Below are 388 nucleotides of genomic sequence, written 5' to 3'. Positions count from 1 at the left end.
GATTACTTTTATAATTTGCTAAATTAATACTTGCATTTTTATCCCTATCAATCACAAGATTACATTTTTCATTAGGACATACATAAGTCCTATCTTTTAACTTTAAATCTTTTTTGATAGTTCCACAACATGAACACATTTTACTACTTGGATAAAATCTATCTGCTTTAACAAATTCTATTTTGTTCCATTTGCATTTGTATTCAAGTATAGTTATAAACTTATTAAAACATTGCTCTGAAATTGATTTAGATAAGTGTTTATTTTTCAATAAACCTCTTACATTTAAATCTTCTACTACTACTCTACAAGGCTTGGTTTTCACTATTGTATTAGTAGTTTGGTGTATATGATTTAATCTAATATCAGAAAGTTTTTTATAGACAAG

Annotated in this window: 1 protein-coding gene; it reads right to left on the bottom strand. The window is 25.0% G+C overall.

What is annotated here, in order from left to right:
• Positions 1–388, bottom strand: a 388-nt coding sequence (locus KGF52_RS21210; protein WP_227841541.1) for an RNA-guided endonuclease TnpB family protein, incomplete at both ends; no start/stop codon positions are given.

This window comes from Clostridioides sp. ZZV15-6597, from assembly GCF_020657815.1.
Classification (GTDB): Bacteria; Bacillota; Clostridia; order Peptostreptococcales; family Peptostreptococcaceae; genus Clostridioides.
This window is presented reverse-complemented; position numbering and strand designations above follow the sequence as displayed.